The organism is Streptomyces sp. NPDC051020 (genome assembly GCF_040683105.1).
Classification (GTDB): Bacteria; Actinomycetota; Actinomycetes; order Streptomycetales; family Streptomycetaceae; genus Streptomyces.
In genome coordinates this window covers 52,124-70,428 of record NZ_JBFBCG010000044.1, presented here as the reverse complement: position 1 = coordinate 70,428, position 18,305 = coordinate 52,124, and the positions used below count along the sequence as shown (strand labels likewise).

Genomic DNA, 18,305 nt, shown 5'->3' with positions numbered 1-18,305 from the left:
CGGTTCCGGGCACACCCTGCTCCTCTACACCGACGGTGTCATCGAGGCCCGTGATCACGACGGCACCTTCTACCCGTTCGTGGTACGCGCCGCCCAGTGGACCGACAGCCCTCCCGAGGTCCTGTTGCACCACATCGAGCGCGACCTGGTCGCCCACACCGGCGGAGACCTCGGCGATGACGTCGCCCTCATCGCCATCCGCCGGGCGCCCACCGGACACCCCAGCCAGCGCCGGGGGAGAGATTGTCCACGCGAAGCCGGAGAGGGTTGCGAAGAAGACCCCGGCCCGGAAAACCAAGGCGAAGAGGCCAGCCGCGGAGAAGGCCGCCAAGCGGACGCCGCGCGGCAAGCGACGGTCCGATGGACCGATCGTGGGGAATACGCACTGAGAGCTTTCGTGACGCCGGCGGTCACATGTGGGAGATCGCCCAGTGACCGCGGTGCCGGATACGGAGATCCGGACGCTCCTGGCCGTCCTGAACGGACAGCGCCGCCATGTGCTGGGGATCCTCGACGGGCTTGACGCCGATGCGCTGAACAAGCCCGTGCTGCCGTCCGGGTGGAGCTGCCTGGGACTTGTTCAGCACCTGGCACTCGATGTTGAGCGGTTCTGGTTCCGAGCCGTCTTCGTCGGCGACGAGAACGTCATCGACACTCTGGACGACACGGAGGACGCCTGGGAGGTGGCGTCCGACACTCCGGCCGCCGACATCCTTCATCAGTACCGCACGGAGACAGAACTCGCAGACGCCGTCGTCACAGCCGCGACGGCGGACGCCCCGTTGGCCTGGTGGCCCCACCACCTCTTCGGCGAACCGCACCTGCACACTCTTCGAGATGTCCTGCTCCATGTCATCACCGAGACTGCCTGCCATGCCGGCCACCTCGACGCGGCACGAGAGCTCATCGACGGACGACGTTGGCTGGTCCTGACATTGGTGGAGGGCCTGACACAAAAGTCGGCCACCCCCTCACCACTCGGGACCTCGCGAGACCCGAGAGGCGCAGGGAGACCTGCGGGAAAAGGGTTGTCCCGTAATCCTGACGGGCGCACGGGATGACGGGACAGCTCTTACGCTTCGGACGCGGCGGCCCTGCGGCGCAGCATCGAGTCGGCCAGACCGGCACCGCATTTCTGGAGCAGGCTGTACGCGAGGACCGGCAGCAGCACGTGGGGGCTGCCGGACAGATTCGTCGCCGCCAGCACCGCACCGGCGCTGCTGTTGTTCATCCCGCAGGTGAGTGTGATCGCCACGGTGTCGGCCGGGTCGGCCCGTACCGTACGGGCAAGGCACCAGCCGATCGCGAACGACGCCGCACACAGCACAGCGGCCACGACCACCGACGTCACCAGCAGCGCGGGCCGTGGGTTCAGCAGGAACCCGCCCAGTGCGCCCGACGCATTGCTGTAGGTGAGCAGCAGCGCGTCGACCAGCCCGAGCAGCCCGATCCACGGCAGATGCCGGGCGAGCGCCCCGGCGGGCAGCACCCGTTGGACGAGGAGCCCGGCGACACACGGCACGATCACGCTGATTACCGCGAACGCCCCGCCGTTCACCGCGGCCAGCCTCGACAGGTCCTGTGCGTAGTGGCCGACCGTCACCATCGAGGCGGCCGAAAGCGTCGTCGGGATGGTGAACGGGCTCAGGAGCGTGGAGGTCAGGACGATGCCGACGACCAGCGAGTGGTTGCCGCCCGCCCGGCTTCCCCAGACCGTGGCGCCGCCCGCGACCGGCATGGCGCCCACCAGGGCCAGTCCCGTGAGGAGCCCGCTGCAGCCGTCCGTGTCGGGGAGTTGACCGAGCGCCACCGCCATGCACGGCAGCAGTGCGAGCGGGATCAGCGTATTGGCCAAGGTTCCGACGAGCAGCGGCAGCGGTCTGCGCAGGAGTCGCGGCAGGTCCCGGGCGGGCACCCGTAATGCCGCGGTGAAGAGCAGCCAGGCGAGGAGGAGCGACGGCAGCGTGAGCGGTGTACGGGCCCCGCCGGGTGCGGACACCGTGCCGAGATCCAGTTGCCGCATGGCGAGACCGGCCTGCGGTAACAGGGCTGCGGCGGCGTAGGCGGCCACTGTCGCCCAGGTCAGCCGGTGCTGAAGGAGCGCGAGTGCACGTGTGACGGCGGACGGACGCGTGACGTGGTTGGTTCGGACGAGGGGCACGACCGGCGGACGGGGCATCGCACTGGACCTCTGCAGAGGGGGACCGGGACCGGCAGGTCACCTGCGGTGTGCGGGCAGTGCCGTCCGTATCAGCGCGGCCCCGAGCCCCAGCCAGAGGGCGGCGAACAGCCAGCCGGCCACCACATCAGTCACCCAGTGCACCCCGAGCAGAACCCGGCTCAGCCCGACGGCCGCGGCCCAGCAGCCGATCAGGACGGCGGCGACGCGGCCGGCCCTGCTCCCGTACGCCCGGTGGCCGATCGCCGCCACCAGGAGTCCTGCCATGAGCGCGGACGTCGTTGCGTGCCCGGACGGGAAGGCGAAACCGGATGCGTGCGTCGCCCAGTCACCCACCGGGGGGCGGGGCCGGCTGATCGCTTCCATCAGCCCGTAGCGCAGTGCCTGCCCCAGCAGCAGGAAGGCGAGGGCGCCCGTCGCGTACCCCAGACGGTGCCGAAAGTTCCGGCCCGCGATCAGCCCGGCGGCCACCGCGGCGGCGTACGGGAACACGCCCGTACCCGTCGCCGTGACCGCCCTGGCCGCCGTGACCAAGGCGGAGGGCCGATGGTGCAGGGACCATGCGTGCACACCCCGATCGACGGGCAGCACGGCCCCGTGCCGGGAGGTGAGGACCACCACCGTCAGGCCGAGGAGACCGACGAACCCGATCAGTACGGCCCCGAGCGCCGTACGGATACAGGGGTCGATCGGGCCCGCGACGGACCGGCGCCCGGCCTCCGCGTCCTTGGTCACCGCGCCGCCACCAGTGGGCGCAGCCTGGTCTCGCGCAGCCGCACCACGATCGGGGCGCAGCGCCGGGCGGCGACGGTCAGCGGCCAGGCCACGAGCGCGCCGGTGACCAGCCCGATGAGCACGTCGTGCGGATAGTGCACACCGATCCAGACCCGGGACGCGGCCATCAGCAGCGCCGCAGGGACGGCGATGGCGCCGAGCCGGCGGTCGGTCAGCAGGATCGCGACCGCCGCGGCTGCGGCAATGGCGGCGTGATTGCTGGGGAAGGACCAGTCGCCGAGCGGAGGGCACGCTTCCACCGTGACCGCATGCAGGGTCTGGCAGGGCCGCTGTTCATGGACGGCCATCTTCAGCAGGTCGTTTGCCACATAGGCGGCCACCACGACCAGGGGCGCACAGAGTGCCATCGCCAGGCGGGCGGGGTCGTCGGAGCGGGCCCGCCACCAGGCCGCGAGCATCAGCAGGGCAAAGAGCGCGAGACCGAAGTCGGACCAGAGCCGGATCGTGGAGTCCAGAGCGGCGGGGGAGCGCTGGGCGAGCTCGGTGATCCAGGTGTAGAGGCCACCGTCGAGGGAGGTGGCGGCAGAGGCGAGCAGCATCAGCTGTGGTCTCCTTCAGCGGTACGGCGGCCGCGCGAGCGCATCAGCTCGGTGGCGAGCGGGATCAGGGAGACAATGACCACGACGGCGACGATCGGCAGCAGGTAGCGGTCGACATTGGGTACGGACGACCCCAGCGCGTAGCCGGCGAGCACCAGTGCGACGGTCCACACCAGTCCGCCGACGACCTGCCAGATCGTGAACAGCCGGGCCGGTACGTTGAGCGCCCCGGCCAGCGGGTTGAGTACCGTGCGCACCACAGGGACGAAGCGCGCCAGCACGATCGCGCGTGCGTGTCCGTACTTTTCGAGAAGTTCCTCGGCGCGGGCGGCTCCCGCATGCAGTTGCTTGGCCCGGCTCCGGGCCAGCAGGGCGCGGCCGCCGCGGCGCCCGATCCAGTACCCGGCCTGGGCGCCGAGGAGTGCGCCGACCACGGAAGCGATGAGCACCTGTGACAAGGAGAGGTGAACCGCGCCGTGGTTGCCGGGCACGCTCAGCAGCCCCGCCGTGAAGAGCAGGGAGTCGCCGGGGAGGAAGAATCCGACGAGCAGCCCCGTCTCCGCGAACAGCACGGCCGCGATGCCGAGCGCGCCGAACGTCGCGAGCAGCGACCCTGCGTCCAACAGGTTCACCGCCTGCGGCATGGCTGCCAGTGAGGATACGGACACGGCGTAAGGCCTCCCATAATGGTGACTGGGCGCACCGACGGGACGCCCGACTGACTACAGTGCTGTAGACGGTCTACGTCACTGTAGACGCTCGGAGCAGGAGGAGGGTTCCCATGTCCCAGGTGCAGGGGATATCGAGCGAGGATCCGAACCCTCGCGTGGGCGGCACGCCGACCTCTGGGCCGGGCAGCGAGTCGGCCCAGGCTTCCGCTTCGCTGCCCGGGCAGGCACCGGAGCCCTCCTCGGCGCCGGAACGGCGACCGGCCGGCGAGCTGGAATCCACCGTTCTTGCTGCTCTGTGGACGGCTGACACCCCGCTCACTCCTGGTCAGGTGCAGGGCGCCCTCGGCGCGCCCCTCGCCCGCACCACCGTCACCACGATCCTGACCCGGCTGTACGAGAAGGGCACGGTCACCCGCACCCGCGCCGGGCGCGGCTTCGCCTACACCCCCACCGAGGATGCGCCCGGCCTCACCGCTCGCCGGATGCACAGCGAGCTGCAGAAGGAAGAGGACCGCAGCACCGTGCTGGCCCGATTCGTCTCGCAGCTCACCGACGAGGACGAGCAACTGCTCCGCGAACTGCTCGACGGAGACGCCCGATGATTTACGCCGTATGGGTTCCCCTGCTCATGCCGTTCGTCGCGGTTCCCGCCGCGCGCCGTCTGGCGGACGCCCTGGCGCCCCTGCGTGCCGTTCGGCTGCTCGCCTCGACAGCCGTGGGTCTCGCCCTGTGCAGCACGCTCGCTCTGGTGCTGCTGGTGGTGCCCGGCGCGACCCAGCTGTCCGCGGTCGCCGCGGTCGGTGAACTCGTCAAGCCGCTCGCCGCCGCGCCCGCAGCCGTGGCCGTTCCGCTCGCCCTCGCCGCCCTGGCCCTGCTGTCCGGCTGCACCGCGGCGGTGGTGCGTACCGCCCGCCGCCACTGGGTGGAGCTGCAGCGCGCCAGGCGGTCGGCCGAATGCTCCAGCGGTGAACTGGCCGTCCTGCGCGACAGCCGCCCCGACGCCTATGCGCTGCCTGCACTCCCGGGCAGCCCCGGCCGGATCGTCGTCACCACCGGCATGCTGCGCGCCCTGAACCCCGCCGAACGGGACGCTTTGCTCGCGCACGAGCGTGCCCATCTCGCGGGCCGCCACCACCTCTACCTCGCTGCTACCGAGCTCGCCGCCCTCTGCCATCCCGCTCTGCGCTCGCTGCGCGCGCCCATGGGCTACGCCCTGGAGCGCTGCGCCGACGAGGCGGCAGCCGTCGCTGTCGGCGACCGGCGGGTCGCCGCGCGCGCGATCGGCCGCGCGGCGCTCGCCGCGCGGGCGGCGGAAGGGATGCGGGCGCGTCCCCGTGTGGCGCTCGCGGCGGCGGGGGGCCCGGTTCCGCGCCGGGTCGCGGCGCTGCTCGGCCGGGTCACCCACCGGCCGGGCGTCGGCCGCGCCGCGGCGGCCGCGCTGCTGGCCTGCCTCATCCTGTCCGGGTCCGCCGCACTCGAAGCGACGAACGATCTGCACAGCAGCATCGAGGTCGCACAGGGCGAGGTCCCGCAGCGCTGACTGTGTGAGGCGCCTGCGGCGTGCGTGGCGCATGGTTTCCCATCCGCCTCAGGAATTGACCATCACAACAGCCTTGACACTCCGGAACCCCTCGGTGACCCTCGCGTGGGCGCGTTACCGTACCTCCGCCGAGACAGAGGGCTGATCCATGCGTACGACGGCAACTGTCCTCAGATCCCTGGAGCCGTGTCCTGGCTCCATCCCGTGCTGCGCCGGGTCACGCCGAACCATGTGACGACCACGGACGCGCTGGGGCGTGCCATGATCGCCGTCGTCGGGCGGCAGGACTCCGGCGAACACATCCTGTACAGCCCGGAGATCAACCGGGCGGCCCGCGCGTAGCGGTTCAGGGGCCGTCCGGCGCCTGCCCGCCCCGCAGATGGTCCCGCAGCCGGTCGACGAAGACCCGTTGGCCCGCGACGAGACGCTCCGCCGCCTCCTCCGGTGTGCACCAGGCGAACCGGTCGATCTCCGGGAACTCCCGCTGCACGCCCGACCCCCGGGGCCACTCCATGGTGAACGTCCCCGGCTCGGCCCGGTCCGGATCGGCATCACCCTCCAGAGCCCACACCACTACCGTCTTGCCTCCGGCCTGGCGGGACTCACCGAGCGGCACCCACTCTCCGTCCGGCGCCGGATGGCCGAACTCCTCCTCGAACTCACGGCGGGCAGCGGCCTCGGGTTCCTCTCCGGGCCCGTACTCACCCTTGGGGACGGACCACGAGGCAGCCTCGCGGCCCGCCCAGAAGGGGCCGCCCATGTGCCCGAGGAACACCTCGAACCCGGCGCCCCCGCCCGCCGACCGGAACAGGAGAAGACCCGCACTGCGCTTCGGAGATGACATGCCGTCAAGTCTTCCCATTGATCACGGGTGTCATCGACTCGCCGCACCCTGTTTCCCCTGAGGTTCCCGAGGCCCCCTGGTGCGTGGCGATACGCGCGGCCATGCTGTCCGCCGACAGCGCTTACTACCCGCGCAACCATCGCCATTCCAGGAGGATTTGTGGGCCCTGGCATAGTCGGCAAAGCAACGCGTCCGCTCGCGCTCCTCGCAACGGTGTCCGCGATGACGGTGGCAGCCATCGCCCCTGCCGTCGCCGATTCGACCCCCGACCCCCGTCCCCGCAACTCCGCCGAAGTCCTCAGACCCGTCGCCCCGCCGGCGGCAAGCCAAGCGGCAGGCGACTCCCGGTCCGTCCTGGACGGCGACGGCATCGAGACCGCCCGCACCTCGCGCCCGATCGCCCCCGGAGTCCGCCTCAGCTCGTACGACCGGCTCGAATCCGACAAGTGGCTGCGCGTCGACTCGCTCTCCGTCGACCTCGACGGCAGTGGCGTGCAGGCCGACTACCTCTCCACCGGCAAGGTCTCCGACCGGCGCACGGTCTCGCAACTCGCCGCCGGGCACGACGCGGGCCGCGGCCGCCGGACCGTCGCCGCGATCAACGCCGACTTCTTCGACATCAACCAGACGGGTGCGCCCGAAGGCATCGGAATCAAGGACGGCGTGCCCGTCCAGTCACCCGCCCCCGGGGTCAACCGGGCGGTCGGCATCGGCCCCGGCGGCGCGGGCCGCATCCTGAACCTCTACTTCGAGGGCACAGTCACCCTGCCCTCCGGAGAGCGGCCGCTCACCGCCTACAACGCCGCCAATGTGCCGAGCGGGGGAGTGGGCGCCTACACCCCGGCCTGGGGAACCGCAGACCGTGCACTCACTGTTGACAAGGCGACTCCCGTCGCCGAAGCGGTCGTACGCGACGGCAAGGTCGTCTCCGTGTCGGACACCCCCGGCTCCGGCGCCGTCCCCGACGGCACCACGGTCCTCGTCGGACGTGAGGCCGGAGCCGCCGCACTCACGTCGCTCCGGCCGGGCGACCCCGTGTCGCTGACCTACCGGGCACGCACCGACGGCGGCGACGTACCCCGCACCGCCGTCGGCGGCCGGGAACTCCTCGTCGTCGACGGCGTCGCGCAGAACCACGACGGAGAGGGCAACAACACCGCCGCACCGCGCACCGCCGTCGGCTTCTCCCAGGACGGCAGCACCATGCAGATCCTCACCATCGACGGCCGGCAGGCCGACAGCGGCGGCGTCACACTCACCGAACTCGGCCAGATGATGCGGCGAGCCGGCTCGTACAGCGCACTCAACCTGGACGGCGGCGGCTCCTCGACCCTCGTCGCGCGTGTGCCTGGCAGCGACGCGCTGCAGGTGGAGAACAGCCCGTCCGACGGCACCGAGCGCACCGTCCCCAACGGCCTCGCCCTCACCGCCCCCGACGGCAGCGGCCGCCTCAGGGGCTTCTGGGTCGAGACCCGCACCCCGGCCGGTACCGCACCGGGCGTCGACCCCGTCAAGGGCGGCCACCCCGAGCGGGTCTTCCCCGGACTCACCCGCAGCCTCACCGCAACCGGATACGACGAGACGTACGGCCCGGCCACCGGCATCCCGCACTGGCACACCGCCCGCAACAACGTCGGTACGGTCGACGGCAACGGGCTCTTCACCGCACGCCACAGCGGCACCACGGAGGCGTGCGCCGAACTGGGATCCGCCCGCGGCAGCACCGCGCTGACCGTCCTCGACAGGCTGGCCCGGATCGAGCCGACCACACAGCGGGTGGGTCTCGCGAACGCCGAAGCCACCGGTACCTTCGGCATTGTCGGACTCGACGCGCACGGCACCAGTGCCCCCGTCGAACCGCGCGACGTCACCCTCGACTACGACCACGCGCTCTTCAGCATCCGCGATGACGGCAAGGGCAACTTCACCGTCACCTCACGCACCGGCGGCGGCGCCGGACAGATCAGGGCGACCGTCGCGGGCGCCACCACCGTCCTCGCCGTCAGCGTCGGCCTCGCCGAACAGGCCGTCTCCGACTTCGACGACGCCGGGACCTGGAAGTTCAGCCAGGCGCGGGCGAGCGGATCCCTCTCCGCCACCCCCGACGGCCACACCGGCACCGGCCTCGGACTCACGTACGACTTCACCCAGTCGACCGCGACACGCGCCGCGTACGCCGCCCCGCCCCAGCCGGTCACCGTGCCCGGACAGCCCCAGTCGTTCAAGCTCTGGATCAAGGGCGACGGCAAGGGCGCCTGGCCGACGCTGCACCTCAAGGACGCTGCGGGCTCCGACCAGTTGCTCCGCGGACCGTACGTCACCTGGACCGGCTGGCGTCAGGTCACCTTCGCCGTGCCGGCGGGCGCGGCCATGCCGCTCAGCGTGTACCGCTTCTACCTCGCCGAGACGGCGGCCGCCCAGCAGTACACCGGTGGGATCGTCATCGACGACCTCAGCGCCCAGGTGCCGCCCACCGTCGACCTGCCCGAACAGGCCGTGACCACTGACCCGTTGATCGATCCGGCCGCGGTCACCGAAGCCCGGGACTGGCAGTTGGCGGTGATGTCGGACGCCCAGTTCGTCGCCGGCGACCCCGACAGCGCCATCGTCACCCAGGCGCGGCGCACCCTGCGCGAGATCAAAGCGGCACGGCCCGACTTCCTGGTCGTCAACGGCGACCTCGTTGACGAGGGATCACCCGCGGACCTTGCCTTCGCGCGCCAGATCCTGACCGAGGAACTCGGCGACTCCCTGCCCTGGTACTACGTGCCCGGCAACCACGAAGTGATGGGCGGCAAGATCGACCATTTCGTCACCCAATTCGGGCCCGCCCAGCGGACGTTCGACCACAAGGGCACCCGGATCATCACGCTCGACACGTCCAGCCTCACCCTGCGCGGCGGAGGGTTCGCCCAGATCCAGGAGGTGCGCGCCCAGCTCGACGCGGCGGCGAAGGACCCTGACGTCGACTCGGTGATGATGATCGAGCACGTTCCGCCGCGCGACCCGACCGTTCAGAAGGGCAGCCAGCTCGGGGACCGGAAGGAGGCGGCCCTGGTCGAACAGTGGCTCGCCGACTTCCGCCGTACGACGGGCAAGGGCGCCGCATTCATCGGCAGTCATGTCGGGGTCTTCCACGCCTCGCACGTCGACGGCGTGCCGTATCTGATCAACGGCAACTCCGGGAAGGCACCGGCCGGACCGGCGGACGAGGGAGGCTTCACCGGCTGGTCCCTCGTCGGCGCGGACCACGTCTCGCCCGGCGAACAGGCTGCCGCGCGGGAAAAGCCGTGGAAGGGCGCGCCCGACTGGGTCTCGGTGCAGACCCGGGCGCATGTCGACACGCTGACACTGGACGCCCCGTCCGTGCTCGGCGCGGGGCATACTGCGAAGATCACGGCGACCGTCACCCAGGGCGCCCGCAGCGTCCCGGTCGCGTTCCCGCTGGCTGCCGACTGGACCGGCTCACCGAACGTCCATATCGGCGACCGGGACGGTGCCCGGTACCGGCACACAGCGGTCTTCGACCCGTTCACCGGCACCCTCACGGCGCTTCGGCCCGGCACGGTCACGCTCGCGGTGACGGTCAACGGCGCGACGCAGCCGACCCGGATCCGGATCGCCGCGGCGGGCACCGCCTCGGCAGCCTGACGGAACACGCGCACCACACGGCGGTCCCGCACCCGGTTCCACGAACCGGGTGCGGGACCCTGTACTTCTGGTCCCTCATACCTTGCGGTAGCCGTACGCCTCCGTCGCCGCGGCCTCTACCGCGGCAAGATCACCGCCCGCCGACGCCGTGACAAGTGCGGCGACCGCGCCCTCCACGAACGGCGCGTCCACCAGCCGTGCCCCGTCCGGCAGTTCGTCTCCCGCGGCCAGCATCGCTTTGACCGTGAGCACCGCACTGCCCAGGTCGGCCAGCACCGCGATGCCCACGCCGCCGTCGACCTTCCGAGCCGCCTCGGCGATGAGCTCCGCACTCGTTCCGAGCGCACCCGACGGCGTACCGCCGGCGGCGGCCACGGGCGCTGTCGCACCACCGGCTGCCAGCCCCTTGGCCAGCTCGGCCACCGCCTCGGCCACCGGCCCGCTGTGCGACACCAGCACGATTCCTACCTGCTTCTCCCCGCTCACGAGCCGCCTCCACCGCGCTCGTACGACTCCGCCAGCGTGGCGATCAGCAGCGCGGACGACGTCGCACCCGGATCCTGATGCCCGATGCTGCGCTCACCCAGATAGCTGGCCCGGCCCTTGCGCGCCTGCATCGGCACGGTCGCGGTCGCACCCGCATTGGCCGCGTCCCGGGCAGCGGCGTACGACGTACCGAGCGCTTCCACGCCCGGCAGCAGCGCGTCGAGCATCGTCTTGTCCCCGGCCTGCGCACCGCCCAGCTGCCCCACGGCGGCGACGCCCTCGGCGAACGCCTCGGCCAGCTGTTGATCCGTCACGGTGGGCCCATAGCCCAGCGCCTTTCCCGTACGCCGCAGGAGTGTCCCGTACAACGGCCCCGACGCCCCGCCGACCGTCGAGATCAACTGCCGCCCCGCGAGCGTCAGTACGGCCCCAGGCGTCTGCGGGTCCTCCTTCTCCAGTGCCGCGGTCACCGCGGCGAATCCGCGCTGCATATTGCTGCCGTGATCGGCGTCCCCGATCGCCGAGTCGAGTTCCGTGAGGCGGTCCGCCTCACGGTCCACAGCGGCCGCGGCTGTGGCCATCCACCGGCGGAAGAAGTCGGCGTCGAGCACATGGTCTCCTTGTCCCTGGAACAACGTCATGGGCGTACGGCCGCTCCTCAACGGCCCCAGCGGAGCGCGGGCGTCTCGACCGGCGCGTCCCAGAGCCGCAGCAGCTCCTCGTCCACCTGGCAGAGCGTCACCGAGCAGCCCGCCATGTCGAGCGAGGTCACATAGTTCCCCACGAGCGTACGAGCCACGACGACATGCCGCTCGGACAGCACCCGCTGCACCTCGGCATTGAACCCGTACAGCTCCAGCAGCGGCGTCGCCCCCATCCCGTTGACCAGCAGGAGCACCGGATTGTTCGGCCGCAGATCCTCCAGAATCGCGTCCACTGCGAAGTCCGCGATCTCCCCCGACGTCATCATCGGGCGCCGCTCCCGCCCCGGCTCGCCGTGGATGCCGATGCCCAGTTCGAGCTCGCCGGGCGGTAGATCGAACGTGGGGGAGCCCTTGGCCGGGGTGGTGACGGAGCTCAGCGCCACCCCGAAACTCCGCGACGCCTCGTTCACCTGCCGGCCGATGGCCTCCACCCGCTCCAGCGGCGCACCCTCCTCGGCCGCCGCCCCGGCGATCTTCTCGACGAACAGTGTAGCCCCCGTGCCCCGCCGCCCCGCCGTGAACAGACTGTCCGTCACGGCCACGTCGTCGTTGACGAGCACCTTCGCGATCTGCACGCCCTCGTCCTCGGCGAGCTCGGCGGCCATGTCGAAGTTCAGCACATCACCGGTGTAGTTCTTGACGACGAACAGCACCCCCGCGCCACTGTCGACGGCGGCGGCGGCGCGCACCATCTGGTCCGGAACGGGAGACGTGAACACTTCCCCGGGACAGGCGGCGGACAGCATCCCGGGCCCCACGAACCCGGCATGCAACGGCTCATGCCCGGACCCGCCCCCGGAGACGAGCCCCACCTTTCCGGCGACGGGTGCGTCACGCCGTACGACGACACGGTTGTCCACATCGACAGTCAGGTCGGGATGGGCGGCGGCGATGCCGCGCAGGGCGTCCGCGACGACGGTCTCGGGGACGTTGATCAGCATCCTCATGGGTATCTCCTAGGCAGGGTAGCAGGTGGGTTGTTGTCCTGCGTTTTCGCTGTTCAGAGTAGGTATGGGTGGTTCGTGATCTCGGCTGTCCGTGGCGGTCGTGAGCGGGTTCTGACGGTACTGATGCTGACTTAATGCCGACTTTGGTGACGGGGTGTCAGGTTGGCCGGATGCTCGGGCGGATCTCGGCTGACCTGCTCCTGTCGGCAGTATCGGCCTTGCGGCAGCGAAGGGCACGTGCGAGAACGTCATGGGCGCGCCCCGGTCCGAATCAGGATGCGTTCGGTTGTGGCCGGACGTCGGTGTCTCTGCGTACACCGGGCCTCGTCAGCACGTGGTGTACGGGGACGTTCCAGCCCCTTGCTTGCGGCGGGAGGGATTGCGAAGCGGCATTCGCTGCGCGGACCGGCCGTGGTGCCATCCCAGCAGGTTGGGCGGGCTGCTGTTCGGCGACGTGCACCAGCTCGTCGGCGTAGTAGTACACCCGGCCGAACGCGGACAGGGTGTCGGCGTCGCGTTGCTGCTGCCGCAGGCCGTACGCGTCGTCGTAAGGCTGGAACGTCTCGGGGTCGGAGTGCTGGTCGGAGTAGGCGTCCCAGGCGGCGAGGATCTGCCGGCTGTGCCGCAGACAGATGGCGAGTTGGCTCAGGCAGAGCTGGTGCGCCGGGCTCACGGGTTCCAGTGAGAGGGTCAAGAGGGGCCTTTGGGAGGGCAGTTCGGATGGGCGCGGGGTGCGGCGCGGCCGGTGGCCGGTCATTAGGGCCCCGCGTGTACCTGGCACGCCCACAGGCTGGGCGTCTGGGGATAGGTGTCGCGCAGGGTGCGTACGGCGCCGTGCAGGGCCTCGGCCGTGCGGGCGACGTCGAGCGTGCCGTCGCCCCGGTCCAGGGCGTCGTACACGCCGAGCGCCACCTCCCTCCCGATCATGTCGTCGACGTGCCACAGGGAGCCGACGACATGGGGGAAGCCCGCCATCTGGAAGGCGCTGACGATGTGGACGGCCTCGTCGGCGAGCTCGGGACTGGTGAGCAGGGTGTCACAGGAGGACAGGTAGGCGAGCTGGACCGACGGCAGCCGCAGCCGGGCCAACTCGCGGACGGTCAGAGGGTGTTCGGTGTGGTCGTGGAGGACGAGCCGGCTGCCCGAGGCGCGTTCCAGGTCGCCCAGGGCGTGGCAGGCGAAGTGGGCGTAGGCGTGCCGGTGCAGGGCCGACACGACCGCGGAGTGGGTGGCGGCGGCGTCCGCCAGCAGCTCCGCCCCGGGGAGCAGACGGGCCAGATGGTTGGCCTCATCGCGGGCGCCCGGGAGCGCGGCCTGTCCGGCGGCCTCGGCGACGCTGACGACGAGTGTTCCGCCGCCCGCCGGGCGAGCGGCCCGCCGACGGGCGTGGTGCAGGGCCCGCAGGGTCGGCGTGTACGAGGAGACCACCCGGTCCAGGGCGCCGGGAGCGGCGTCGGTGTCCGCAGGGGCCGCCGCGTGCAGGGGCAGCGTGCCCAGGAGGCCGCCGGGCGACCACCACACACGGGCCGCCCCGGGCAGCCGGTCCAGGACCGGGCCGGTGACCGCCCGCCACAGCCAGGCGAGGGTCTCCCGTACGTCCTGCTGCGCGCGCTGGGACTGCTTGCGCGAGGTTTCCGGTGCGTCGATGCGCACCAGCGCGTCCTGGAAGGTCCGTCGGCGCGTCGCCGTCGTTTTCGGGTCGAGGTCCGGGAGCGGTACGGCGTCGATGGCGTGCTCGGTGACGACCAGGGCGTGGCTGCCGTACGGGGAGACGTTCACCAGGACCACCGGGCCCGCGGCTGCCGTGGCACGCAGTTCGCCCGCGTCCCAGTCCCGCACCGGCCGCAGCAGGCCTAGTTCGGGATGCTCGGCGCGGATCCGGGCGGTGAGGTCGCGCCACTCGGCGGCCAGCCGCTGCCGCACATCGGCGCGGGCGTCGGCGGGGCCGGGCGGTAGGGGCCCCAGGTTGTCGGTCGCCGTGTCGAGGACCTCCCGGAGTTCCTCGAAGCGGTCGGCGAGGCCGGGGTCGGTCTCCCGAAGCCGCGTCAGATCGCTGTCGGCGTCGAAGGCGTGGGAGAGGATCACGCCCCTCGCCTGTTCGAGCAGGCCGACCGCGAGTCCGGGCCGGCCGCAGCGCACCGCGCACGCAGCGGCGGCGGCGCCCAGCCCGACGGTACGGCTCAGCAGGAACTCCTGGTCGTCACGGACGAGATGGCGGGGCGCGACGGAGTGCAGCAGGTCGACCGCCACGACATAGCCGTCCAGGGCGCCGGCCCAGTCACCCAGCTCCGCCCGGACGTCACCCCAGTCCCGTGCGGCGTCCAGGCGCAGGGCGGGCGCGCACTGCTGCTCCAGGGCCGCTTCCCGGAACCGCTCGGCCGCTTCGACCAGATCGGCCTGACGGTGACGGCGGCGGAGCCCCACACCGCGCAGTGCCCTGCCCAGGTTCGCCAGGCGCTGGGTGCGTGTGGGGTGGCCGGACGGGGTGGCCTCGACCGCCCGGCGGTACAGCGCGACCACCTCGTCCTGGGCGGCCGACGACAGCAGGGTGCGGGGGCTCAGGAGTCGTGCGTTCGCGGCCACCGTGAGGGCACTGGGCAGGTCGGGGGAGTCCGGGGGCAGTGCCGCGATGACCGAGTCGGCCAGCTCCCGTGCCTCGCGTGCCTCGTCCATCCGCATCGTCTTCGCGATGCGGAGCAGCAGGGCGACGGCGAGGTTGTGGCGGCGCCAGGGCAGCATCGGGTCGCCCTCCGGGGTGAGGGCGAGCGCCTGCCTCAGGAGCCGTACCGCCTCGTCGAGCCGGGCGACGGGGTCGGGGGCACGCTCGAAGCCCGCCATGAGACTGAGCCCGGTCGAGCTCGCCAGCGCCGCCTCGTGCGCGGGGCCCATGCCGGGCAGTTCGGCGGCCCGGCGCCGGCACGCCTCGGCCTCCCGCAGGTCGTCGCTGTCCTCGATCAGCCGGTACCGCAGACTCAACGCGGCACCGAGGTTGAGCAGCCGCAGCCCGAGCGACCCGTGCCCCTCCCGGGTGAGGGCCACCGACTCCCGATGGACCAGTACGGCCTCGTTCAACTCCTCCGGCTCTCCCGAGCGTTGGAAGCAGGCGATCAGCACCAGGCCGAGGTCGTCGAGCGCCGCAGGACGGTCCGGGTGGTCCGGTGCCATGAGCTTCTCGGCGCGCCGCAGTTGGCGTAGCGCCTCGTCCAGATCCGCCCCGTTCGCCCTCGGGTTGCGCAGGTAGCGGTTGTACAGGGCCATCGCGGGGGCGATGAGCGGCAGTTGCGGGTCGTCCGCCGCCTCCGCGGATGCCATGGAGAGGCCGGTGAAGCCGAGCGCCGCGTCCAGATCGGCCTGGGAGCCGATCGCGACTGAGCGGGCGCGCAGGGCGTTGCCCAGAGCGTTGCGCAGGGCGGCGGTCTCTCCCGGATTTCCTGCCGCCCGCAGCGCCTCGGTGAACACGGCGATCGCCTCGTCCAGATCCGCCACCCGGCCGGTGTGGTGCGCCCTGAGAACGAGCGCCATGCCCAGGTCGTGCCCCGCCGCCGCGGGTCCCTTCAGGTGGCCGTCGACGGCCCGGCGGCACACGTCCACCACCTCGTCGCACTGCTCGCGCGTCGCGCCCTCCACCTGCCGCAGCAGCACCAGCGCCTGCCCCAGGGCGCCGAAGCCGTGGGGGAGATGCGGGTGGCCGGGAGGCAGTTGGGCCAATACGTCCCGCGCGATGCCCACCGCCTCGTGCAGGTCCTCGGCGTCGTACGACTCCAGGTAGCGGTCCAGGAGCAGGCGGCCCAGACCGGCGAGGACGAGGACCCGTTCAGGGGAGGCGGCCGGGATCCGCCTGAGGGCACCGCGGACGAACCGGACCGGATCCGCGTCCGGCAGGTCCCCGAACGGCCACGTCGCCCCCTCGTGGGTCACGATGTAGCTGGCACCTCTGAGCCGGCCCGGGAACCAGGGGTCGTACTCCGGCGTCGCGAGTACGGCGAGACCGGCGAGCCCGATCGCGGTGGCGAGCTGGGCGTCGCGCGAGGGCGACATGGCTGCCAGCAGTACGGCCATCTCGTGGAGCCTGCGGACGGACTCGGAAGCGCCCGGCGGCGGGTTGTGCTGCCGCCCCTCCGCCACGATCTCGAACGCGGCGACCTGGGCCGCCCACTCGTGGGGACCGTCCGCGTTCGCCGGGTCGGGGTGGATGGCTGGATCGTTGGCCGCGTAGCCCGCGGCCACCTGCGGCGGCACCAACGCCGGACCGGCGACCCACACCGGGTAGAGCAGGGTCCCTGCCATGCACCCGTGTACGGCGCCACGGTGCCCGGGGTCGGCCATCGCACGGGCGACGCAGAGCCAGCCGGCTGCGTGCCGGGCCTCCATGTCGGTCCTCGTGTCGCAGGTCCGCAGCAGTCCCCGCAGTTCGGCATCCGCGGCGGGTCCGAACACCACGTCCGCGTCCACACGCCCGTCCGCCGTCCCGGCCCGGTCGAGACGCACGCGAATCGCCTGAAGAAACCAGTCCCGGTCGTACCTCACGCCGTCACTCCCCCCAGCCGTAGCTCCCGACAGCATGTCAACTCATGCTCAACTCCGCTTGATCTCAGGCACACTTGGACCATGACCGCATCCCCCTTCCCTCACGCCGACGATCGGGCCGCGGCGGTGTGCGCCCTGCTCGGCTCGCCCGATGACCTGGAGGACCCCGACATCCGGGGCCTGGCCGAGCGAGCAAGGGACTTGCTGCGGCCGGGCGCGAGCGCCGACGAACTCGCCACCTGCTACCGCGACCTGGACATGGCGCTGCGCCGAGCGGGAGACGCACGGGGCCTGGTCAACGAGTCCCGGAGCGCGAGGGTCCCCGGCATCTCGCACGACATCAAGGTGGCCGTATGTCCCGGACCGGCCCAGTGCACCCGGGTCGAACGGGCCCGCGACCTACTCCCCGCCCCGCCCTGCGCCGTCAACGGCACCCGTATGCGCAAGCGCCGTCTGGGCCCCGGCCAGTGACCCCGCCGGTATGAACCCTCTCCTCGCCACTCTGGGCGGCAAACTCGCCGAACGCTGGCTGAATCTGCTGGTCCTTCCCGGCGCCCTCTTCCTCGCCGCCACGGCCGTCGGCACCACCCTGGGACACCGCCACTGGCACGACATCGACCGGCTGCGCACCACGCTGGACGAACTCGCGACCCGACCCGCCCTCGACCGCGCCGGTACCGCCGCGCTCCTGGTCGTCCTCGTCCTGCTCGCCGCGACCGCGGCCTCACTCGCCGCGCAGTTCCTCGGCGGCGCGATCGAGCGGTACTGGCTCCGGTTCGGCCGCGACCCGCTGTCCCGTGCCCTTACCGCGCGCCGCACCCGCAGGTGGCGGGACCTGGACACGCAGTACGAGGAGGCTCACGACGGCATCTCTGCGCCCAACGGCCAGCCGTCGGCCCCGCCGGACGTCCAGGCGCGCATCGAGAACCTCGCCGAGGCCCGCGACCGCGTCGCGCTGCGCAAACCGACCCGCCCCACCTGGTACGGCGACCGCGTCCAGGCGACGGCGGAGCGCGTCCACACCACCTATGGAGTGGACCTCGCCGCCCTCTGGCCACGGCTGTGGCTGATTCTCCCCGAACCCGCCGTACGCCAGATCCAGTCCGCCCACGACTCCTTCGCCGCCGCCGCCCGCCTCGCCGCCTGGGCCGTGGGCTACGCCCTGCTCGCCTGCTGGTGGTGGCCGGCCGCCTTGGTCGCCGTCTGCTGCGCGGCCGTCGCCCGCTCCCGCGCTCACGACGCCCTGGACGCGTTCGCCGAGCTCATCGAGTCCGCCGTCGACGTCCACGCCCGGGAACTGGCCGAGAGGGTCGGCCTGATCGGGGCGGACTCGGCGGTGCTGGGCCATGGGGTGGGGGGCCGGATGTCGGAGCTGTTCAGGAAGGCCGGGTGACGGCTCCCTACAGGCCCTGGACCCGGCGG

The 18,305-nt window shown here is 71.9% G+C and carries 18 protein-coding genes; 8 read left to right on the top strand and 10 right to left on the bottom strand.

Features of this window, described 5'->3' with window-relative positions:
- The first annotated feature begins 16 nt into the window (after nt 1–16).
- Nucleotides 17–523 carry a SpoIIE family protein phosphatase gene (locus AB0N06_RS23655; protein WP_366136676.1) on the top strand — a complete coding sequence of 169 codons (507 nt, stop codon included), beginning with the start codon at nt 17–19 and terminating at the stop codon, nt 521–523.
- Nucleotides 417–1,061: a DUF664 domain-containing protein gene (locus AB0N06_RS23650; protein ID WP_366136669.1), complete on the top strand. Its 645-nt coding sequence runs from the start codon at nt 417–419 to the stop codon at nt 1,059–1,061. The genes AB0N06_RS23655 and AB0N06_RS23650 overlap by 107 nt, the downstream gene beginning before the upstream one ends.
- An 11-nt stretch (nt 1,062–1,072) precedes the next feature.
- Here AB0N06_RS23650 and AB0N06_RS23645 read toward each other — a convergent pair whose 3' ends face one another.
- The 4 genes from AB0N06_RS23645 to AB0N06_RS23630 are packed head-to-tail and all read right to left on the bottom strand — an operon-like array spanning nt 1,073 to nt 4,157.
- Nucleotides 1,073–2,179 carry a bile acid:sodium symporter gene (locus tag AB0N06_RS23645; protein WP_366136668.1) on the bottom strand — a complete coding sequence of 369 codons (1,107 nt, stop codon included), beginning with the start codon at nt 2,177–2,179 and terminating at the stop codon, nt 1,073–1,075.
- Nucleotides 2,180–2,218: 39 nt separating this feature from the next.
- Nucleotides 2,219–2,914: a phosphatase PAP2 family protein gene (locus AB0N06_RS23640; protein WP_366136667.1), complete on the bottom strand. Its 696-nt coding sequence runs from the start codon at nt 2,912–2,914 to the stop codon at nt 2,219–2,221.
- Nucleotides 2,911–3,513 (bottom strand): phosphatase PAP2 family protein, encoded by a 603-nt coding sequence (locus AB0N06_RS23635; RefSeq protein ID WP_366136666.1) that lies wholly within the window; start codon nt 3,511–3,513, stop codon nt 2,911–2,913. The genes AB0N06_RS23640 and AB0N06_RS23635 overlap by 4 nt, the downstream gene beginning before the upstream one ends.
- A complete protein-coding gene (locus tag AB0N06_RS23630) occupies nt 3,513–4,157 on the bottom strand; it encodes a DedA family protein (protein ID WP_366136675.1) in 645 nt (214 codons plus the stop codon). The genes AB0N06_RS23635 and AB0N06_RS23630 overlap by 1 nt, the downstream gene beginning before the upstream one ends.
- Before the next feature lie 239 nt (nt 4,158–4,396).
- On the opposite strand from AB0N06_RS23630, the gene AB0N06_RS23625 reads away from it, so the two are divergent.
- From AB0N06_RS23625 to AB0N06_RS23615, 3 genes are all read left to right on the top strand, one after another.
- A complete protein-coding gene (locus AB0N06_RS23625) occupies nt 4,397–4,786 on the top strand; it encodes a BlaI/MecI/CopY family transcriptional regulator (RefSeq protein ID WP_366136674.1) in 390 nt (129 codons plus the stop codon).
- Nucleotides 4,783–5,724, top strand: coding sequence for a M56 family metallopeptidase (locus tag AB0N06_RS23620; protein WP_366136665.1), 942 nt, complete (start codon nt 4,783–4,785; stop codon nt 5,722–5,724). The genes AB0N06_RS23625 and AB0N06_RS23620 overlap by 4 nt, the downstream gene beginning before the upstream one ends.
- A gap of 186 nt (nt 5,725–5,910) precedes the next feature.
- Nucleotides 5,911–6,066, top strand: coding sequence for a hypothetical protein (locus tag AB0N06_RS23615; protein WP_366136664.1), 156 nt, complete (start codon nt 5,911–5,913; stop codon nt 6,064–6,066).
- Between the two features lie 4 nt (nt 6,067–6,070).
- Here the strand turns inward: AB0N06_RS23615 and AB0N06_RS23610 are convergent, their stop codons facing one another.
- Entirely contained in the window at nt 6,071–6,568 is a 498-nt protein-coding gene (locus AB0N06_RS23610) for an NUDIX domain-containing protein (RefSeq protein WP_366136663.1), read from the bottom strand.
- A 222-nt stretch (nt 6,569–6,790) separates the two neighbouring features.
- Here AB0N06_RS23610 and AB0N06_RS23605 point away from each other — a divergent pair, with 222 nt between their 5' ends.
- The gene (locus AB0N06_RS23605; RefSeq protein WP_366136662.1) at nt 6,791–10,219 is read left to right on the top strand and encodes a phosphodiester glycosidase family protein; all 3,429 of its coding nucleotides are present in this window, start codon (nt 6,791–6,793) and stop codon (nt 10,217–10,219) included.
- Nucleotides 10,220–10,294: 75 nt separating this feature from the next.
- On the opposite strand, the gene AB0N06_RS23600 is transcribed toward AB0N06_RS23605, so the two are convergent.
- From AB0N06_RS23600 to AB0N06_RS23580, 5 genes are all read right to left on the bottom strand, one after another.
- Nucleotides 10,295–10,705, bottom strand: coding sequence for a PTS fructose transporter subunit IIA (locus AB0N06_RS23600; protein ID WP_366136661.1), 411 nt, complete (start codon nt 10,703–10,705; stop codon nt 10,295–10,297).
- The gene (gene dhaL, locus AB0N06_RS23595) at nt 10,702–11,316 is read right to left on the bottom strand and encodes a dihydroxyacetone kinase subunit DhaL (RefSeq protein WP_366136673.1); all 615 of its coding nucleotides are present in this window, start codon (nt 11,314–11,316) and stop codon (nt 10,702–10,704) included. Before dhaL ends, AB0N06_RS23600 begins: the two co-directional genes overlap by 4 nt.
- Before the next feature lie 47 nt (nt 11,317–11,363).
- Nucleotides 11,364–12,356: a dihydroxyacetone kinase subunit DhaK gene (gene dhaK, locus AB0N06_RS23590; RefSeq protein ID WP_366136660.1), complete on the bottom strand. Its 993-nt coding sequence runs from the start codon at nt 12,354–12,356 to the stop codon at nt 11,364–11,366.
- Between the two features lie 271 nt (nt 12,357–12,627).
- Nucleotides 12,628–13,029, bottom strand: a complete 402-nt coding sequence (locus AB0N06_RS23585) for a hypothetical protein (protein WP_366136659.1) — start codon at nt 13,027–13,029, stop codon at nt 12,628–12,630.
- A gap of 83 nt (nt 13,030–13,112) precedes the next feature.
- Nucleotides 13,113–16,883 (bottom strand): CHAT domain-containing protein, encoded by a 3,771-nt coding sequence (locus AB0N06_RS23580; RefSeq protein WP_366136658.1) that lies wholly within the window; start codon nt 16,881–16,883, stop codon nt 13,113–13,115.
- Nucleotides 16,884–16,964: 81 nt separating this feature from the next.
- Here AB0N06_RS23580 and AB0N06_RS23575 point away from each other — a divergent pair, with 81 nt between their 5' ends.
- Both AB0N06_RS23575 and AB0N06_RS23570 read left to right on the top strand, forming a co-directional pair.
- Nucleotides 16,965–17,354 (top strand): hypothetical protein, encoded by a 390-nt coding sequence (locus AB0N06_RS23575; RefSeq protein WP_366136657.1) that lies wholly within the window; start codon nt 16,965–16,967, stop codon nt 17,352–17,354.
- A gap of 10 nt (nt 17,355–17,364) precedes the next feature.
- A complete protein-coding gene (locus AB0N06_RS23570) occupies nt 17,365–18,276 on the top strand; it encodes a hypothetical protein (RefSeq protein WP_366136656.1) in 912 nt (303 codons plus the stop codon).
- Nucleotides 18,277–18,305: the final 29 nt, after the last annotated feature.

Coding starts and splice junctions, on each gene's coding strand:
- AB0N06_RS23620 (WP_366136665.1), top strand. CDS start 4,783: ATGATTTACGCCGTATGGGTTCCCCTGCTCATGCCGTTCGTCGCGGTT.
- AB0N06_RS23575 (WP_366136657.1), top strand. CDS start 16,965: ATGACCGCATCCCCCTTCCCTCACGCCGACGATCGGGCCGCGGCGGTG.
- AB0N06_RS23570 (WP_366136656.1), top strand. CDS start 17,365: ATGAACCCTCTCCTCGCCACTCTGGGCGGCAAACTCGCCGAACGCTGG.
- AB0N06_RS23630 (WP_366136675.1), bottom strand. CDS start 4,157: ATGCCGCAGGCGGTGAACCTGTTGGACGCAGGGTCGCTGCTCGCGACG.
- AB0N06_RS23645 (WP_366136668.1), bottom strand. CDS start 2,179: ATGCCCCGTCCGCCGGTCGTGCCCCTCGTCCGAACCAACCACGTCACG.
- AB0N06_RS23635 (WP_366136666.1), bottom strand. CDS start 3,513: ATGCTGCTCGCCTCTGCCGCCACCTCCCTCGACGGTGGCCTCTACACC.
- dhaK (WP_366136660.1), bottom strand. CDS start 12,356: ATGAGGATGCTGATCAACGTCCCCGAGACCGTCGTCGCGGACGCCCTG.
- AB0N06_RS23605 (WP_366136662.1), top strand. CDS start 6,791: ATGACGGTGGCAGCCATCGCCCCTGCCGTCGCCGATTCGACCCCCGAC.
- AB0N06_RS23610 (WP_366136663.1), bottom strand. CDS start 6,568: ATGTCATCTCCGAAGCGCAGTGCGGGTCTTCTCCTGTTCCGGTCGGCG.